This window comes from Vibrio sp. Vb1018 (assembly GCF_033338775.1).
Classification (GTDB): Bacteria; Pseudomonadota; Gammaproteobacteria; order Enterobacterales; family Vibrionaceae; genus Vibrio; species Vibrio alginolyticus.
This window is the reverse complement of sequence record NZ_JAWOTI010000007.1, coordinates 115,748-132,567: the sequence shown is the minus strand read 5'-3', so window position 1 is coordinate 132,567 and position 16,820 is coordinate 115,748. Positions and strand designations below refer to the sequence as shown.

The 16,820-nt window shown below is 44.8% G+C and carries 16 protein-coding genes; 13 read left to right on the top strand and 3 right to left on the bottom strand.

What is annotated here, in order from left to right; all coding sequences use genetic code 11:
* Positions 1-44 precede the first annotated feature (44 nt).
* Complete coding sequence (locus tag R7Z10_RS09925; protein ID WP_025767219.1) at positions 45-494, top strand: low molecular weight protein-tyrosine-phosphatase; 450 nt, start codon at positions 45-47, stop codon at positions 492-494.
* A gap of 60 nt (positions 495-554) precedes the next feature.
* Here R7Z10_RS09925 and R7Z10_RS09920 read toward each other — a convergent pair whose 3' ends face one another.
* Positions 555-2,114 (bottom strand): SulP family inorganic anion transporter, encoded by a 1,560-nt coding sequence (locus tag R7Z10_RS09920; protein WP_005380840.1) that lies wholly within the window; start codon positions 2,112-2,114, stop codon positions 555-557.
* Between the two features lie 332 nt (positions 2,115-2,446).
* Positions 2,447-5,521 (bottom strand): ribonuclease E, encoded by a 3,075-nt coding sequence (gene rne, locus R7Z10_RS09915; protein ID WP_318104786.1) that lies wholly within the window; start codon positions 5,519-5,521, stop codon positions 2,447-2,449.
* Positions 5,522-6,160: 639 nt separating this feature from the next.
* On the opposite strand from rne, the gene rluC reads away from it, so the two are divergent.
* A complete protein-coding gene (gene rluC, locus R7Z10_RS09910) occupies positions 6,161-7,105 on the top strand; it encodes a 23S rRNA pseudouridine(955/2504/2580) synthase RluC (protein WP_021033985.1) in 945 nt (314 codons plus the stop codon).
* 58 nt (positions 7,106-7,163) lie between these two features.
* On the opposite strand, the gene R7Z10_RS09905 is transcribed toward rluC, so the two are convergent.
* The gene (locus R7Z10_RS09905; protein WP_054729223.1) at positions 7,164-7,745 is read right to left on the bottom strand and encodes a nucleoside triphosphate pyrophosphatase; all 582 of its coding nucleotides are present in this window, start codon (positions 7,743-7,745) and stop codon (positions 7,164-7,166) included.
* Between the two features lie 149 nt (positions 7,746-7,894).
* Here R7Z10_RS09905 and yceD point away from each other — a divergent pair, with 149 nt between their 5' ends.
* The 11 genes from yceD (at position 7,895) to tmk (ending at position 16,809) form a co-directional block, all read left to right on the top strand.
* Positions 7,895-8,419 (top strand): 23S rRNA accumulation protein YceD, encoded by a 525-nt coding sequence (yceD, locus tag R7Z10_RS09900; protein ID WP_005387307.1) that lies wholly within the window; start codon positions 7,895-7,897, stop codon positions 8,417-8,419.
* Between the two features lie 59 nt (positions 8,420-8,478).
* Positions 8,479-8,649: a 50S ribosomal protein L32 gene (gene rpmF, locus R7Z10_RS09895; protein ID WP_005396978.1), complete on the top strand. Its 171-nt coding sequence runs from the start codon at positions 8,479-8,481 to the stop codon at positions 8,647-8,649.
* A 10-nt stretch (positions 8,650-8,659) separates the two neighbouring features.
* The gene (plsX, locus tag R7Z10_RS09890; protein ID WP_017633846.1) at positions 8,660-9,685 is read left to right on the top strand and encodes a phosphate acyltransferase PlsX; all 1,026 of its coding nucleotides are present in this window, start codon (positions 8,660-8,662) and stop codon (positions 9,683-9,685) included.
* A 5-nt stretch (positions 9,686-9,690) separates the two neighbouring features.
* The gene (locus R7Z10_RS09885) at positions 9,691-10,641 is read left to right on the top strand and encodes a beta-ketoacyl-ACP synthase III (RefSeq protein WP_017821385.1); all 951 of its coding nucleotides are present in this window, start codon (positions 9,691-9,693) and stop codon (positions 10,639-10,641) included.
* Between the two features lie 75 nt (positions 10,642-10,716).
* On the top strand, positions 10,717-11,640 hold the full coding sequence (fabD, locus tag R7Z10_RS09880) for an ACP S-malonyltransferase (protein ID WP_005387313.1): 924 nt from the start codon (positions 10,717-10,719) through the stop codon (positions 11,638-11,640).
* A gap of 45 nt (positions 11,641-11,685) precedes the next feature.
* Positions 11,686-12,420, top strand: a complete 735-nt coding sequence (fabG, locus tag R7Z10_RS09875; RefSeq protein ID WP_318104800.1) for a 3-oxoacyl-ACP reductase FabG — start codon at positions 11,686-11,688, stop codon at positions 12,418-12,420.
* A gap of 246 nt (positions 12,421-12,666) precedes the next feature.
* Positions 12,667-12,900 (top strand): acyl carrier protein, encoded by a 234-nt coding sequence (acpP, locus tag R7Z10_RS09870; protein WP_004406112.1) that lies wholly within the window; start codon positions 12,667-12,669, stop codon positions 12,898-12,900.
* A gap of 93 nt (positions 12,901-12,993) precedes the next feature.
* On the top strand, positions 12,994-14,244 hold the full coding sequence (gene fabF, locus R7Z10_RS09865; protein ID WP_005372948.1) for a beta-ketoacyl-ACP synthase II: 1,251 nt from the start codon (positions 12,994-12,996) through the stop codon (positions 14,242-14,244).
* A gap of 107 nt (positions 14,245-14,351) precedes the next feature.
* On the top strand, positions 14,352-15,167 hold the full coding sequence (gene pabC / locus R7Z10_RS09860; RefSeq protein WP_054577645.1) for an aminodeoxychorismate lyase: 816 nt from the start codon (positions 14,352-14,354) through the stop codon (positions 15,165-15,167).
* Positions 15,164-16,180, top strand: coding sequence for an endolytic transglycosylase MltG (gene mltG, locus R7Z10_RS09855; protein ID WP_318104784.1), 1,017 nt, complete (start codon positions 15,164-15,166; stop codon positions 16,178-16,180). The genes pabC and mltG overlap by 4 nt, the downstream gene beginning before the upstream one ends.
* Complete coding sequence (gene tmk, locus R7Z10_RS09850; RefSeq protein WP_167415350.1) at positions 16,177-16,809, top strand: dTMP kinase; 633 nt, start codon at positions 16,177-16,179, stop codon at positions 16,807-16,809. The genes mltG and tmk overlap by 4 nt, the downstream gene beginning before the upstream one ends.
* The last annotated feature ends 11 nt before the right edge of the window (positions 16,810-16,820 follow it).

Here is a 16,820-nt window from a genome sequence, read left to right as displayed (position 1 = left end):
CCAACATATCGTGAAGAAAAACCACCGATAATTCAGGGAATAAAATGAAGAAAATACTTGTTGTTTGTATGGGAAACATTTGTCGGTCACCAACTGGAGAGGCAGTGTTAAGAGCGAAAGCTCAAAAGCTAGGCGTTGAAGTAGAGGTTGATTCGGCAGGTACAATTGGCTACCACGCAGGAAACCGACCGGATTCAAGAGCGATGGCAGCAGGAAAGCAGCGAGGTTATTCTTTTAAAGGAATGCAAGCGCGCCAAGTCACCATTGATGACTTTGAAAAGTTTGACCTTATATTAGCCGCAGATAAAGCAAATTTGGCCGATTTATTGGATATTTGTCCGTTGAAGTATCGACACAAAGTATCGTTATTTTTAAGTCATTCTGAGTCAGGTTACGACGAAGTCCCGGACCCATATTATGGTGGGGAAGATGGCTTTGAACTGGTGCTTGATTTAATCGAAGAGGCATCAGACGCAATTTTGAAGAAGCTATAATCGCCGTGCTTGAAGACAATAGAAAAAGGGATGAGCTCAGCTCATCCCTTTTTATTCGTGTTAACCCGCTAGTATGTCGGTTGCGACTTTGTAGCTTGGGTCTTCCTTCACGTTAATTTCAACCAAGCTGCCAGCTTTGTCCAAAAGTTTACGACAATCTGGGCTTAGGTGACGAAGGTGCAGCGTTTTACCTTGAGCATTGTAACGCTCAGCCAGTGTTTCAATGGCTTCAATTGCAGAGTGATCTGTCACGCGAGAGTCTGCAAAATCGACAATCACATCTTTTGGATCTTCAGGCGCGTTAAACAACTCCAGGAAGTTAGCCGCAGAGCCAAAGAAAATAGGGCCGTGAATCTTGTACTCTTTTGAACCTTCCTCGTTTAAGCACGTGTCGGCATAGATGTGCTTAGCGTGTTGCCATGCAAACATTAATGCAGAAACGATAACACCAACCGCTACGGCAACAGCAAGGTCAGTAAGAACAGTAACAACGGTCACAAGAACAATAACGAAGAAGTCTTGCTTCGGTACGCGGCGTGCTAGCTTAAATGTTGCCCATTCGAATGTACCAATGACAACCATGAACATCACACCAACCAGAGCAGCGAGTGGGATCATTTCAATTAGCGAAGAAGCGAATAAGATAAACATCAATAGAGCGATAGCCGCAACGATACCAGATAGACGGCCGCGACCACCTGAGTTTACGTTGATCATCGACTGACCAATCATCGCACAACCACCCATTGCGCCAAACACAGAACACGTCATGTTTGCCATACCTTGACCGATACATTCGCGGTTAGATTGACCACGAGTATTCGTCATCTCATCTAAAACTGTCAGTGTTAGTAGAGATTCAATTAGACCAATGGCCGCGAGAATGATCGCGTATGGAAGAATGATTTGTAGTGTCTCTAGTGTAAATGGTACCGCAGGAATAGAGAAGGTTGGTAGTGAACCTGCGAGTGTTGCAGCTTCATCACCAGACATTGTACGCAGGAAGTCAACAACAGTTCGAGTTTCCAGATCCAAGCCAACCACTAAAGCCGTCACCGTTACGATTGCAACAAGTGAAGAGGGTACAGCCGTTGTGATTTTTGGTAGAAAGTGAATGATTGCCATAGTTAGCGCAACCAAACCAAGCATTAGTAGCATTTGGTCTTGTGGTAGCCAAGTAAGCATGCCGTTGATATCTGGCGCTTTAAACTGACCCAACTGAGCTAGGAAGATAACAATAGCCAGACCGTTCACAAAACCAATCATCACAGGGTGAGGCACGATACGGATGAACTTACCCAATTTAAACATACCAGCGGCAATTTGAAGTATACCAGCGAGCATGATGGCTGCGAATAGGTACTGGACACCGTGAGTCGCGACAAGCGAAACCATTACGACTGCCATGGCACCTGTTGCACCAGAGATCATGCCGGGACGACCACCGAAAATGGAAGTAATAAGACCAACGATGAATGCAGCGTAAAGACCGACCATCGGATCTACGCCTGCGACGAACGCAAATGCGACAGCTTCAGGAACCAATGCTAGCGCAACGGTTAAGCCTGATAGCACATCATTTTTTACGGAGTGCTTAGAAAATTGGGGAAATTCGAACATGTTTGTTTTTAAGTTCTCTTTGCAATGAGTTAAACCCGACACATATTCGTATTTGCACAAGCCACTGGAAGGTTGATTTTTAATCAAACATTGCAGTGTAAACCGTAGTATTAAAAGAGCAGCATCAGAATGGTGTCGAAAACTTGAGTCGGCGCATGCTACCGAAAAGTGTGATTAAGTTCAAGAATGATACGAATAATGGCGTACAAATGTGATCACGAATTGGTATTTATATGAACAATTTATTGGGCAAATATGAAGATAAAAAAGGCTACCAGATGGTAGCCTTTAATTTATTTATGCCGTTAAGCAGTTGAACGTAATGATTTAGCCTAGTTAAAGTTAGGCTTTGTCATCTCTGCCGATGCACGGTTTTTAGCCACTTGGCTACCTGCACCTTTAGCTTGGTAACGTTCGGTTTTGAACGGCGCTGCTGCAACCGTGATTTCGCGTAGCTCTTGAGGGCCAGGTGCTTTCGTCATCGGTGCGCTAGCGTTTAGCTTAGCAGCAACTTTAATGGCTTCGACTTTAGGCTCTGGTTTATCTACTGGCGCTTCGGCTACAATCTCTTTTGCTGCTTCAACGATAGGCTCTTCAGTAGGTGCCGTTTCTACAATGGCATCAACCGGTTCAGCATGTTCAGTTACAGGAGTTTCAACGATAGGCTCTACCGATGCTGTTTCTACTACTGCCGATTCAGCTTTTTCTGCGATTACTGTTTCAACAACAGGTGCTTCTACTACTGGAGCTTCCACTTTCGCTTCAACGGTTTCTTGAACCTTGTGTTCAACAACTGGCGCATCTGTTACGACAGGTTGCTCGCGACGAATAATCACTTTACCCATTGCCATTTCTGGACACGCAAAGCCACCTTGGATTGTAGGTACTGCTGCTACAGCTTCTTCCTTAACTCGCTCTTCCTTCTTAGGTGCTGGTTTCGGAATGTAACGTGGCATTACTTTACCCATAGCCATTTCAGGAGAAGCGACACCTCCCTTACGTAGGCGGAACGGGTTAGGGCGGCGATCACGGCCACGGCGACGACGCTGGCCGCTTGCACGCAGGTGACGTGGCGAACGACGATTACGACGTTGCTTAGACTCTGCTTGCTTGTTGTCTTGCTGTGCCTCTACCGCTGCTTCTGTTGGCTTTTCAACTTTAGCTTCAACCGTTTCTTGAGTCTTAACCGCTGTTTCTTCGGCTTTCTTCTCAATAGCTTCTTGGTCCTTAACGCGTACAGACTTGTTCAATTTGCGACGTTGGCGGCGCTCTTTCACTTTTTCTGCTTTCGCATTTTGCTGCTTCGGTTTGCTCTCTTCTGGTTTTGTTTCAGTACGAGCTTCCGCTGCTAGCTGCAGACCTTTTTCCGCTACTTTTGCGTTTGCTTTCTGCTCTTGGGCTTTATCTGCCTGTTGAGCTTTAGGTTTACGCTTTTGGTTACGGTTTTGCGGTTTATTTGTTTGTTGTTGAGCTTCGTTTTGCTCATTAGCCTGCTCATCACGAGGCTTACGACGACGTCGGTTATCGCGATTGTCGCGGTTATCACGATTATCACGCTGGTTGTTATTGCGACGACGATCGTTGCGATCACGTTTGTTACGTCGATTATCGCGATTTGGTTTTTTCTCTTCCTGAGGTTTCTGTTCTTCTTTTGTTTCTTCAGAACTACCGAATAGGAAGCTACCAAGTGCTTTAAACAGACGGCTGAACAATCCAGGTTTCTCTTCTTGTTCAACGTTTTGTTCTTTCTTCTTCGCCTCAGGAGCTGGTTTAGCTGCTGGTGCAGGTGCGGTTTGAGACGGAGCAGCAAAGCCTTTAAGAACTGGCTCTTCAATTCGTTTTGGTTTTACGTCAACTTCAGCTGGCTCTTTACCTTCTGCTTCTTTCATTGCTTCCAGTTTCTTAGGAAGTAAGTAAGAAATCAGATCGAACTCTTCGCCTTCACGAATACGGATAACTTCAAAGTGCGGTGTTTCCATATCAGAGTTAGGAACAACCGTAATTTTCACTTCTTGAATGCGTTCGATATGGTTTACTGAACGACGTTTTTCGTTCAATAAGTAAGAGGCGATTGGCACAGGTACGACTGCAAGTACTTGTGCTGTGTTGTCTTTTAGCGCTTCCTCTTCAATTAAACGAAGTACAGAAAGTGCTAGAGATTCGTTGTCGCGAACGACACCAGTTCCGCTACAGCGAGGACAGATGTGATGGCTTGCTTCTGCAAGAGAAGGGCTCAAGCGCTGGCGTGACATCTCCAACAAACCAAAGCGAGAAATACGACCGATTTGTACACGAGCGCGATCAAGACGAACGGCTTCACGTAGACGGTTTTCTACTTCTCGTTGGTGACGAACTGGGGTCATATCGATAAAGTCGATAACCACTAAGCCACCTAAGTCACGTAGACGCAATTGGCGAGCAATTTCGTCGGCTGCTTCTAGGTTCGTGTTTAGAGCTGTTTCTTCAATATCGCCGCCCTTGGTTGCACGAGCAGAGTTGATATCGATAGACGTTAGTGCTTCAGTCGGGTCAATAACAATAGAACCACCAGATGGCAGACGCACTTCACGTTGGAAAGCCGATTCAATTTGGCTTTCGATTTGGTAGTGGCTGAATAGTGGAACTTCGCCTTCATATTTCTTAACGCGGTTAAGGAAATCAGGGCGCACCAATTGAATGTGCTCTTTTGCACGTTCGTAGATGGTGTTGCTATCAATTAAGATTTCGCCAATATCACGACGCAAATAGTCACGGATTGCACGAACGATAACGTTACTTTCTTGGTGGATTAAGAATGGAGCAGGGTTAGAGTCCGCTGCACCTTTGATTGCACCCCAGTGGTTAAGTAGTACATTCAAATCCCACTCAAGCTCTTCAGCACTCTTGCCAACGCCAGCAGTACGTACGATTAGGCCCATGCCCTGAGGCAGTTCCAAAGTACTTAATGCGGCTTTTAGTTGAGTTCGCTCGTCACCTTCGATTCGACGAGAAATACCGCCAGCACGAGGGTTGTTAGGCATCAGAACAAGGTAACTACCAGCAAGAGAAATGAAAGTAGTAAGAGCAGCGCCCTTGCTTCCACGTTCTTCTTTTTCCACTTGAACGATTACTTCTTGGCCTTCCGTTAGCACTTCTTTGATGCTTGGACGACCTTGGTAGGTGTAACCTTCAGGGAAATATTCGCGGGCAATTTCTTTGAGAGGGAGGAAACCGTGACGCTCGGCGCCGTAATCAACAAATGCGGCTTCTAAGCTTGGTTCGATACGTGTGATACGTCCTTTGTAGATATTCGCTTTTTTAGATTCATGCCCTGGACTCTCGATATCAAGATCGAAAAGTCGCTGGCCATCAACCAGAGCGACACGCAACTCTTCTTTTTGAGTTGCGTTAATTAACATTCTTTTCATTGAAAATTCTCGTTGTCTTTTCTTTTATATCTTTCTTGTCGACTTGCCACTGTTTTTTCGCTCTTTCACGGTGCCAGATCCCATGGCTTGTATTTTGCAGCCTCCCGGCTGGAAGGGGATGCTCTCGGGCACTTCAGTCATCACAAGCCTCTTGTGGTTTCTGTTGGAAACGTAGACTTGTGACCCGCTATTTGGGCGGTAGGTACTCAACGTGAATATGCGAGGAGTAGGGTGGCAAGAGTGTTGAATTCGATGTGTCTCACGCCAATGCTGCACTCGACCTTCAACGATCTACTCACATTGCTTGAGGATAAATGATTGGTAATGAATAAAATGTAACCAAACCTTCCTTAGCAGCTGTGAACTATAGCAGTGCGCGTGGCTATCAGCAATCTGCTTTCACGCAAACGATAGAAAATTTGCCGCTAAACTCAAAATTTCTAATTTATAACAGGTTGTTTCATAAGCAATTGAGATGTGCAAACTGTTCAGGACAGAAAACAAATTGAGAACTTGATTGAGAGTTTTAATAATTTAAACAAAAGCTTGGCGAAATTTAGACCAGTATGTGCCACCGAGTGTTTCTTTTACGACAAGAATAATGTGAAGTCGCACGAAATTGAGTTTACAATACCGCCCATGAACGAAATAAGAACAAAAGTCCAGTTCGTCGACATTGACGAAGATATGGCGGGTCAGCGCATTGATAATTTTTTGCGCAACCAATTAAAAGACATTCCTAAAAGCATGATTTACCGAATTGTGCGTAAGGGCGAAGTGCGCGTAAATAAAAAGCGTATAAAAGCAGAGTACAAGTTAAAAGCAGGCGATCTCGTTCGTATTCCACCGGTGACCGTCGAGAAAAAAGATGACGATGTCGCACCAAGTACGAAACTTAACAAAGTCGCTGAGTTGGAAAATATGATTATCTTCGAAGATGATCATATGTTGATTCTAAACAAACCATCTGGCACCGCGGTGCATGGTGGCAGTGGTTTAAAGTTTGGTGCGATTGAAGCGCTTAGGGCTCTGCGTCCTCAAGCTCGCTTTCTTGAACTTGTGCATCGTATTGACCGTGATACTTCAGGGATTTTGCTGGTTGCTAAGAAGCGTTCTGCACTTCGTCACTTGCAAGCCCAGTTTCGTGAAAAGACAGTAAAGAAGTTTTACTTAGCTCTTGTCATGGGGCAATGGAAAAGCAGTTGTAAGGTTGTGAACGCGCCACTGCTCAAAAACGAAGTGAACAGTATTGTTCGTGTTAACCCTAATGGTAAGCCGTCAGAAACGCGTTTTAAGATTTTGGAAAAGTTCGAACAAGCTACATTGATTCAGGCGAGTCCGATTACTGGTCGAACTCACCAAATACGAGTTCATACGCAATACACTGGTCACCCAATCGCTTGGGATGATCGCTACGGTGATCGCCGCTTTGATGCTTATACAGGTCAAGTTGGTTTAGATCGTTTGTTCCTACACGCGGCAAACATTAAGTTCCAACACCCATCAAATGATGAGTGGATGGAAATCAACGCACCGATGGAACCGAAACTAGAAAAAGTGTTGGCGGGTTTAAGAAACGCGTAACCATGTTTTCCTCGCGGATGCAAAAGGGAGCCACAGGCTCCCTTTTATCGTATTTGGGTTAAAGGACATCGAGTCCTTGAACATGCAACATATCAATCAAATCAATCAATGGTAGTCCGACAAGTGTGTTCGGGTCTTTACCAACTAATTTCGTAAACAAACAAATTCCCATGCCTTCGCTTTTAAAGCTGCCTGCGCAGTAAAAAGGTTCTTCCCTGTCGACGTAGCGTTCGATTTGTTCAAGCGTTAAATCTCTAAAGTGCACCTCGAAAGAATCAAAGCCGACTTCTGTATGGTTTGTGACGGTGTTATGTACCGCAAGACCAGTATAGAAAGTGATGACTTTTCCACTTTGAGCCAAAAGTTGATTTATCGCGTTATCTCTATTTAAAGGCTTGCCAACGATTTCACCATTAATGACACAAACTTGGTCACTGCCGATAACTAAACTTGCTTTATCCGTCTGGCAAGATATTGCTTTCTCTTGGGCCAGTCTCTGCACAAGTTCAGTTGGCGTTTCTTGGTCAAAAGGTGTTTCATCGCAATCAGGTGGTAAACAAACGAATGGTAATGAGAGCTTTTCAAGCAGTTGTTTACGAAAAGGGGAAGTTGAGGCTAAAACCAGTTGGTAATTTTTCATTTTGAATTACAATTCGTGGGAGCATTTCCAATAGGATAATCGATCAAAAATGATTCTGGCTAATGCTCTGTATGTTAAGCGTAAAAAAGTACAACTTTTTTGCCTTTTTCTTTGACTAATTTTGATTTGGAAGATAATATTCGCGCCCTATGCAAAAGGTAAAAATACCGCGAACGGTTGACCCAGCTAAAGCTGCACAGAAACGATTGGATTACGATGGCATCATCCAAGCTAGTCTTTTCAAGCGCTTAGTGGAAACAACTGAAGGCGTAAAACGCGACGCAGAAGTCTCATTGTCATTTGGGATGGATGAACAGCGACTCGTTGTTATCTCTGGTAAAGCTAACATCGAAGTCGATTTAGAGTGTCAGCGTTGTAATGAGGTATTCGCACATGAGTGCGAAGTTGAATTCCTTTCTACTCCTTACTACGGTGAGAAAACAGAACAGGAAGCACCAGAAATTTATGATTTGGTAGATCTAAATGAATATGGTGAATTAGACCTCATACAACTTGTTGAAGACGAGTTCATCTTAGCATTACCTCAAATTGCGATGCACGATGAAGCGGATTGTAGCGTTGATTCAAATAACATGGTTTTTGGTGAGATTCCTGAAGAAATTGAGGAAGAAAAACCGAATCCATTCGACGTTTTGAAAAGTCTGAAAAAGTAATAGGTGTGGTAGCCGATTCTTCTTCAGGTTTTTAACCCAATAGTATAGGAGTAGGGTCAATGGCCGTACAGAAAAACCGTAAAACTCGTTCTAAGCGCGGTATGCGTCGTTCACACGATGCGCTAACTACAGCTGCTCTATCTGTAGACGCGACTTCTGGTGAAACTCACCTACGCCACAACGTAACTGCTGAAGGTTACTACCGTGGTCAAAAGGTTATCAACAAGTAAGGTTGAACCTTTGCAAAGTATTACCGTTGCACTTGATGCAATGGGCGGGGATTTCGGTCCACGCGTAACAGTGCCTGCCGCCGTGCAGGCACTGTCTCATTTCCCAGAGCTAAAAGTGATTCTTATTGGTGATCAATCTCTGATCACGTCTCAATTATCTCAACTCGGTACCTCGACCAGTTCCCGCTTGACTATTCTTCACAGCGAGAAAGTTATCTCGAACTCAGAAAAACCTTCATTGGCGTTGCGTAATAGCCAAAATAGTTCTATGCGTATGGCTATCGATTTGGTTTCTGAGCAGAAAGCGGATGCTTGTGTTAGTGGTGGCAACACCGGTGCATTAATGGCACTATCGCGTTTCATTCTTAAGTTACTTCCTGGCATTGAACGTCCTGCTTTAGTTTCCGCTTTACCGACGATTACCGGAAAGCGCACTTGGATGCTAGATCTGGGGGCGAATGTATCGTGCGATGCTGATAGCTTGTTCCAATTTGCTGTAATGGGCAGTGCATTAGCTGAAGAACACTTGGGTCGTCCTCCTCGCGTTGCTGTACTCAATATTGGCGCAGAAGAGATTAAAGGTAACGATTTAGTCAAACGTTGCGCAGAAATGCTTTCTCAGACCGATGCGATTAACTTTGTCGGTTATATTGAAGGTAATCAAATTTTGCATGATGTTGCTGACGTCATTGTTTGTGATGGATTTGTCGGCAACGTATGCTTAAAAGCCAGTGAGGGAACAGCTCAACTTTTTATCGAAAAAATTAAAACCAGCATAATGGCATCAACGATAAAGGGTTGGATAGCTAGAAAGTTGTTTTCTAGGCTATTTAATGAACTAAAAACACTGAACCCCGACCAGTATAACGGCGCAAGTTTGCTAGGATTGCGCGGCATTGTCATAAAAAGCCATGGAAGTGCGGATGTATCTGCGATTGTCAATGCACTTGGCGAGGCAGTACACGAGGTCAAACGACAAGTACCAAGCCGTATTAGCGATCGTTTGGAAGCGGTTTTACTCGAGAGGCATTATTAGTCTTCATGTATAGCAAAATTTTAGGTACTGGCAGCTACCTGCCATCTCAGGTGCGTACAAACGCAGATCTAGAGAAAATGGTAGATACAAGTGATGAGTGGATCGTTGCTCGCACGGGTATTAAAGAGCGTCGAATTGCTGCAGAAAACGAGACTGTAGCAGACATGGCATTCTACGCAGCTGAAAACGCTATCGATATGGCGGGTATTGATAAAAACGATATCGACCTGATTATCGTAGCCACAACGAGCAGTAGCCATACTTTCCCTTCATCTGCGTGTCAGGTGCAGGCAAAGCTTGGCATTAAAGGTTGTCCAGCTTTTGACTTAGCCGCTGCTTGTTCTGGTTTTGTGTACGCATTATCTGTTGCAGACCAACATATCAAATCTGGTATGTGCAAAAACGTACTTGTGATTGGTTCAGATGCTTTGTCTAAAACGTGTGATCCGACAGACCGTTCAACCATTATCCTATTTGGTGATGGTGCCGGAGCCGTTGTCGTAGGCGCTAGCCAAGAGCCTGGCATTATCTCTACCCACATATACTCGGATGGTCAATTCGGAGAGCTTCTAAGCCTACCTGTACCTGTGCGGGGGCAAGATGCGGATAAATGGCTTCATATGGCTGGGAACGAAGTATTCAAAGTCGCTGTCACTCAGCTATCGAAACTAGTAAAAGATACGCTTGAAGCCAACAACATGCATAAGTCTGAACTAGACTGGCTAGTGCCGCACCAAGCGAACTACCGCATTATTTCAGCGACAGCGAAGAAACTTTCGATGTCACTAGACCAAGTCGTGATTACACTTGATAAACACGGCAACACATCAGCTGCGACGGTGCCAACAGCACTAGATGAAGCGGTACGTGATGGTCGTATTAAACGCGGTCAAACTCTGCTTCTTGAAGCGTTTGGCGGCGGATTCACTTGGGGCTCGGCCCTTGTGAAGTTCTAAGTTTCACAAGAATTCAAAATTTAAGGTGCACTTGGTGCATCTTATTTCTTTTTACTTTGCTTAAAGGAAAACAACATGAGCAAGTTTGCTATCGTATTTCCAGGTCAAGGTTCTCAAGCTGTAGGTATGCTTGCAGAACTAGGCGAACAATATGACGTAGTAAAACAAACATTTGCAGAAGCATCTGACGCACTAGGTTACGATCTATGGGCGCTTGTTCAAAATGGACCTGCAGAAGATTTAAACGAGACTTTCCGTACTCAACCAGCTTTGCTAGCTTCATCTGTTGCAATCTGGCGTGTATGGCAGGAACTTGGCTTAGAGCAACCAGCAAACCTAGCCGGTCACAGCCTAGGTGAGTACTCAGCACTTGTATGTGCGGGTGTTATTGACTTTAAAGAAGCCATCAAGCTGGTTGAATTACGTGGTCAACTTATGCAAGAAGCAGTACCAGCTGGTACTGGCGCAATGTACGCGATTATCGGTTTGGCTGATGATGCGATTGCAAAAGCGTGTGAAGACGCAGCGCAAGGCGAAGTGGTCTCTCCAGTAAACTTTAACTCGCCTGGTCAAGTCGTTATCGCTGGTAGCAAAGACGCAGTAGAGCGAGCTGGTGCGCTATGTAAAGAAGCTGGTGCGAAGCGTGCGCTTCCTCTTCCTGTTTCAGTACCTTCACACTGTGCACTTATGAAGCCAGCAGCGGAAAAACTTGCTGTAGCTCTCGAGTCTATCGAATTTAACTCACCACAGCTGCCAGTTATCAACAACGTTGATGTGGTTGCTGAGACAGATCCTGCAAAAATCAAAGATGCGCTTGTTCGTCAGCTACATAGCCCAGTTCGTTGGACTGAGACAGTTGAACTGATGCACGAACAAGGCGTAGAAAATCTTCTTGAGCTTGGTCCTGGTAAAGTTTTAACAGGTCTAACAAAACGTATCGTGAAAACGCTAACTGCAGCCGCAGTGAATGATATCGCATCGCTAGACGCTGCGAAGTAATCCATCAAGCGATAAATTTGCGATAAGAAAAGGAAACACAACATGATGAATCTAGAAGGTAAGATCGCGCTAGTTACCGGCGCAAGCCGTGGTATTGGCCGCGCGATCGCGGAACTTCTTGCCGAGCGAGGTGCTACGGTTATCGGTACTGCTACTTCTGAAAGTGGTGCGGCTGCTATCAGCGAGTATCTTGGTGATAACGGTAAAGGCTTAGCGCTTAACGTGACTGATGTCGAGTCTATCGAAGCGACATTAAAAACGATCAACGAAGAATTTGGTGTGATCGATATTCTGGTGAATAACGCTGGTATTACTCGTGACAACCTATTGATGCGCATGAAAGATGATGAGTGGAACGACATCATCGATACCAACCTAACGCCAATCTACCGCATGTCTAAAGCGGTTTTACGCGGTATGATGAAAAAACGTGCGGGTCGTATCATCAACGTAGGCTCTGTTGTTGGTACCATGGGTAATGCTGGTCAAACTAACTACGCAGCAGCGAAAGCGGGCGTGATTGGTTTTACTAAATCAATGGCTCGTGAAGTTGCGTCTCGTGGTGTAACAGTGAACACTGTTGCTCCTGGTTTCATCGAAACTGACATGACTAAGGCACTAAATGATGACCAACGTGCGGCAACATTGTCGAACGTGCCAGCAGGTCGTTTAGGTGACCCACGTGAAATTGCATCAGCAGTAGTTTTCCTTGCTTCTCCTGAAGCAGCGTACATTACTGGTGAAACTTTGCATGTAAATGGTGGCATGTACATGGTTTAATGCGACAGTTTATGCAAAATAAGCTATTTTACATTGTGAAAAATAGCCTATAGTTGCAGTTAACTGTCATGAACTTGTCATGCTTATGCGCAAGATTTGTGCATGATTTAAGTCAAAAATGTATTGAAATTCGGTTAAATTCGCTAATTTTGTGGTTTGACCAGCAAGGACCCCCTTGCAACTTTCAATAGTTCGAATAAACTACGGAATCATCGCATTAGGCGAAATCTGTAAAGGAAAAGAAAAATGAGCAACATCGAAGAACGCGTAAAGAAAATCATTGTTGAACAGCTAGGTGTAGACGAAGCAGAAGTTAAAAACGAAGCTTCTTTCGTTGACGATCTAGGTGCTGATTCTCTAGACACTGTAGAACTAGTTATGGCTCTAGAAGAGGAATTCGACACTGAGATTCCTGACGAAGAAGCTGAGAAGATCACTACTGTTCAAGCTGCAATCGACTACGTAAACAGCGCTCAGTAATTAGCTCTCCCAGGCGGTCTCCTAGACCGCCTGTGTTCTTTCTAACTTCTTCTATCCTCTCATAGAAATATTCAATTCCCGGAGAATTATATCGTGTCCAAGCGTCGTGTAGTTGTCACTGGCATGGGTATGTTGTCACCGGTAGGCAACACAGTAGAATCATCTTGGAAAGCCCTGCTAGAAGGTCAAAGTGGTATCGTAAATATCGAGCACTTTGATACTACGAACTTCTCAACTCGTTTTGCAGGTCTTGTTAAAGATTTCGATTGCACAGAGTACATGTCTAAAAAAGATGCTCGTAAGATGGACCTTTTCATCCAGTACGGCATTGCAGCGGGTATTCAAGCTCTTGATAACTCTGGCTTACAAATTACCGAAGAAAATGCGGCTCGAGTTGGTGTTGCTATCGGCTCAGGCATTGGCGGTCTTGACCTTATCGAAACTGGCCATACTGCATTAGTAGACAAAGGCCCTCGCAAAGTTAGCCCATTTTTTGTTCCTTCGACCATTGTAAACATGGTTGCAGGTAACCTATCTATCATGCGTGGTCTTCGTGGTCCAAATATCGCGATTTCTACCGCATGTACTACTGGCCTGCATAATATCGGCCATGCAGCACGTATGATTGCCTACGGCGATGCAGATGCGATGGTTGCTGGTGGTGCAGAAAAAGCTTCTACGCCTCTTGGCATGGCTGGCTTCGGTGCAGCTAAAGCACTATCTACTCGTAATGAAGAGCCTCAAAAAGCGTCTCGCCCATGGGATAAAGGCCGTGATGGTTTTGTTCTAGGTGATGGTGCTGGCATGATGGTGCTTGAAGAGTACGAACACGCAAAAGCACGTGGCGCGAAGATTTACGCAGAACTGGTTGGTTTTGGTATGTCTGGTGATGCTTACCACATGACATCTCCAAGCGAAGACGGCTCTGGTGGTGCACTTGCGATGGAAGCGGCGATGCGTGACGCTAACATCACAGGTACTCAAGTAGGTTATGTGAATGCTCACGGTACTTCTACTCCTGCTGGTGATGTTGCAGAAATCAAGGGCGTGAAACGTGCTCTTGGTGAAGAAGGTGCGAAGCAAGTTCTTGTGTCTTCAACTAAGTCGATGACGGGTCACCTATTAGGTGCTGCTGGCTCTGTTGAAGCAATTATCACGGTTATGTCTTTGGTTGACCAAATTGTTCCGCCAACCATTAACCTTGATGATCCAGAAGAAGGTCTAGACATCGACCTTGTGCCGCATACAGCGCGCAAAGTTGAAGGTATGGAGTACGCTATCTGTAACTCGTTTGGCTTTGGTGGTACAAACGGTTCTTTGATCTTCAAGAAGTTCGCTGAGTAACACTATCTAACCTAATTTAGATAAGCGAAACTTGTATTCTAACGGCTCGATGCTTAGCATTGAGCCGTTTTGTTTTATTTGTTGTCTGCTAATTTGAAGGTACGTGAATGTTTTGGGTAAATGGAGTTCCGCAAACGCATGTAGAGCTAGGTGATCGCTCATTCCAATACGGTGATGGAGGCTTTACCACCATCCTGACCCAAAATGGAGAGTTGGTTTACTGGCAAGAACATACTGAGCGCATGAGTGCTTGCCTTGACGCTTTGAAGATCTCTTCACCTGACTGGAAAGTTGTGCATGATTGGGCAAGCAAAGCGGTTTTATCTGACGCACGAGCGGGGGTGAAGATTCACGTTAGCCGCGGTATTGGCGGGCGAGGGTATAGCCCTAATGGGATTGAAGGCCCTATCGTGACGATTTCCAATTTTGCGTTTCCTTCTCATTATTCATCTTGGCAAGAACAAGGTGTGGACTTGGGCGTTTGTAATACTCGTCTAGGGATTCAACCTTTACTTGCTGGACATAAGCACAACAACCGTTTAGAGCAGATTCTCGCCAAGGCTGAAATCGACAATACAGAGTTTGCAGATGCAATAACGTTAAATGTGCAAAACCATGTCATTGAAACTACAATGGCCAACCTTTTTTGGGTTAAAGGTAATAAAGTATTTACGCCGGAGCTGACCTTATCAGGCGTTACGGGCGTAATGCGTCGTAAGGTGCTTGAGTTACTTAAAGTAAGTCATATTGAAGTCATCGAGGGGCGTTTTATACTTCCAGATTTTCTGAGTGCTGACGAGGCTTTCATGTGTAACTCAATATTAGGTGTCGCACCTATTCGCAGCATAGTGACATCGAACTCTAAGACTATATTTCCGATAGGAAAATTGACTCAACGACTGCAAGGGAATTTAACTACGTGATTAAAAAACTGTTGGCTTTTGTTGTGCTGATTGCAGTGATAGGCGCAGCAGCTGTTTTTTATATAATTTCACAGGCTAAACAATACGTTGAAAAGCCTATTCTATTGGAACAACCTCAGCTGTTTACTGTAGAAAGTGGTACAAGCTTTCATCATGTCATGCGCGCCTTAGTTGAAGATGAGGTGATTGAAACATCGGAGTATATCCGTTTAATTCCTCACTTATATCCAGAATTGTTGCAAGTGCGAGCGGGTACTTACCAACTTGAGCCTGGTATGTCGCTTTTGCAAACATTGGAGCATCTGAATAATGGAAAAGAATACCAGTTTGCGATCACTTTTGTTGAAGGCAGCCGCTTTTCTGAATGGGTAGATCAACTAAAAAGTGCTCCTTATTTAAAGCATGATTTAACCGAACTGTCAGAAAAAGAAATGGCTGCGAAGCTTGGAATTGAGAGAGAAAAGCTAGAAGGGTTGTTTTTAGCAGAAACCTACCATTACACAGCGGGTGCGAGTGAAAGCCAGTTATTAAAACGAGCGCATCGAAAACTCAATAAAATACTGGACGCTAGCTGGGAAGCTCGTCAAGAAAAGCTGCCATTACAGGACAAATATGAAGCCTTGATTCTCGCGTCTATCATCGAGAAAGAGACGGCTATTGATTCTGAGCGTGAGCGCGTCGCTTCTGTGTTTATCAACCGATTGAACAAACGCATGCGGTTACAAACTGATCCGACAGTTATTTATGGTATGGGTGATGCCTACGATGGCAACATTCGTAAGAAAGATTTGCGTACGCCAACACCATATAACACCTATACCATCAATGGTTTGCCACCAACACCGATTGCGATGGCTGGTGAAGCTTCCATTGAAGCGGCTTTGAACCCAGAAAGCAGCAACTATTTATATTTTGTAGCAAGTGGAAAGGGCGGACATGTATTTTCGAAATCCCTTGCTGAGCACAACCGTGCTGTTCGTGCCTATTTAAGAGAACTAAGAAAGAACAAATGATGAAAGCAAACTTTATTGTCGTTGAAGGCCTAGAAGGCGCGGGTAAAAGCACTGCGATTAAAACCGTTTTAGATACGCTAAAAGCGGCCAGTATTGAGGATATCGTAAATACCCGTGAGCCAGGAGGCACACCGCTAGCAGAAAAAATGCGCGCTCTGGTGAAAGAAGAGCACGAAGGCGAAGAACTTAAGGACATGACGGAGTTGCTGCTTCTGTACGCTGCACGTGTTCAGTTGGTTGAGAACGTGATCAAACCAGCTTTGGAAAACGGTCAGTGGGTGGTTGGTGACCGACATGATATGTCGTCGCAAGCTTATCAAGGTGGTGGCCGTCAGATTGACGCATCGTTAATGAAAAATCTCCGGGATACAACGCTTGGTGATTTTAAACCTGCTCTCACTCTCTATATGGATATTGACCCTCGTGTTGGGCTTGAGCGTGCACGTGGGCGTGGTGAGTTAGATCGTATAGAGAAGATGGATATTAGTTTCTTCGAGCGTACACGTGAGCGTTATTTGGAGATTGCTCATGCCGATCCTTCCATCGTTATCATTAACGCAGAACAGACGATTGAAGGCGTGTCGCGTGATATTCGGGACGCTCTAAACGAGTGGCTAGCTCGTCAATAAGTGAAACGTAA

Bases quoted from the DNA above. Each gene is read 5' to 3' on its own strand.
- R7Z10_RS09920 (WP_005380840.1), bottom strand. From the start codon at position 2,114: ATGTTCGAATTTCCCCAATTTTCTAAGCACTCCGTAAAAAATGATGTG.
- rpmF (WP_005396978.1), top strand. From the start codon at position 8,479: ATGGCCGTACAGAAAAACCGTAAAACTCGTTCTAAGCGCGGTATGCGT.
- R7Z10_RS09885 (WP_017821385.1), top strand. From the start codon at position 9,691: ATGTATAGCAAAATTTTAGGTACTGGCAGCTACCTGCCATCTCAGGTG.
- rluC (WP_021033985.1), top strand. From the start codon at position 6,161: ATGAACGAAATAAGAACAAAAGTCCAGTTCGTCGACATTGACGAAGAT.
- R7Z10_RS09925 (WP_025767219.1), top strand. From the start codon at position 45: ATGAAGAAAATACTTGTTGTTTGTATGGGAAACATTTGTCGGTCACCA.
- fabG (WP_318104800.1), top strand. From the start codon at position 11,686: ATGAATCTAGAAGGTAAGATCGCGCTAGTTACCGGCGCAAGCCGTGGT.
- pabC (WP_054577645.1), top strand. From the start codon at position 14,352: ATGTTTTGGGTAAATGGAGTTCCGCAAACGCATGTAGAGCTAGGTGAT.
- R7Z10_RS09905 (WP_054729223.1), bottom strand. From the start codon at position 7,745: ATGAAAAATTACCAACTGGTTTTAGCCTCAACTTCCCCTTTTCGTAAA.
- fabD (WP_005387313.1), top strand. From the start codon at position 10,717: ATGAGCAAGTTTGCTATCGTATTTCCAGGTCAAGGTTCTCAAGCTGTA.
- tmk (WP_167415350.1), top strand. From the start codon at position 16,177: ATGATGAAAGCAAACTTTATTGTCGTTGAAGGCCTAGAAGGCGCGGGT.
- acpP (WP_004406112.1), top strand. From the start codon at position 12,667: ATGAGCAACATCGAAGAACGCGTAAAGAAAATCATTGTTGAACAGCTA.
- rne (WP_318104786.1), bottom strand. From the start codon at position 5,521: ATGAAAAGAATGTTAATTAACGCAACTCAAAAAGAAGAGTTGCGTGTC.
- yceD (WP_005387307.1), top strand. From the start codon at position 7,895: ATGCAAAAGGTAAAAATACCGCGAACGGTTGACCCAGCTAAAGCTGCA.